The sequence below is a fragment of the Cellulomonas telluris genome, assembly GCF_004886325.1.
GTDB lineage: Bacteria > Actinomycetota > Actinomycetes > Actinomycetales > Cellulomonadaceae > Cellulomonas > Cellulomonas telluris.
Window position 1 is genome coordinate 1 of the sequence record NZ_QXFN01000137.1, and the last position, 502, is coordinate 502.

Genomic DNA, 502 nt, shown 5'->3' on the forward strand with positions numbered 1-502 from the left:
TGGGATGCGCCTCGAGGTGGGCGACGTAGCGATCACGCAGCCGCGCCTGCCCGGGCGTCGGCGCCCGCCACGCCGCCAAGGTGCGGAGGGCGCCGGCGTGCTGGTCGCTCACTCCGCAGGACGGGGACCGTCGGACCCGCCGTCGAGCAGGTCGCGCAGCCCGGCGTCGAACTCCTCCTCGGACAGCTCGCCGACGGCGACGGAGTCCTCGCGGAAGCCCAGCGGGTCGTCGAGGTCCTGCGCGGTGGGCAGCAGGTGCGGCGACATCCACACGCCGTCGCGGGCCTCGGTGCCCTGCCGGGTGCGCAACGAGCCCCACAGGGTGGAGGCGTCGCGGAGCCGTCGGGGCCGCAGCTCGAGGCCGACGAGGGTCGCGAAGGTCTGCTCGGCCGGACCGCCGGCGGCGCGGCGGCGGCGTACGGTCTCCTGCAGCTTGGCAGCGGCCGGCATCCGTTCGGCGGTGGCCTGGCCGACGACCTCGTCGACCCACCCCTCGACGAGC

1 protein-coding gene is annotated in these 502 nt (G+C 76.5%); it reads right to left on the reverse strand.

What is annotated here, in order from left to right; translation table 11 throughout:
* Window positions 1-108: 108 nt before the first annotated feature.
* Window positions 109-502, reverse strand: a 394-nt coding sequence (locus FB586_RS19105; protein ID WP_136520889.1) for a zinc-dependent metalloprotease, incomplete at its 5' end; no start/stop codon positions are given.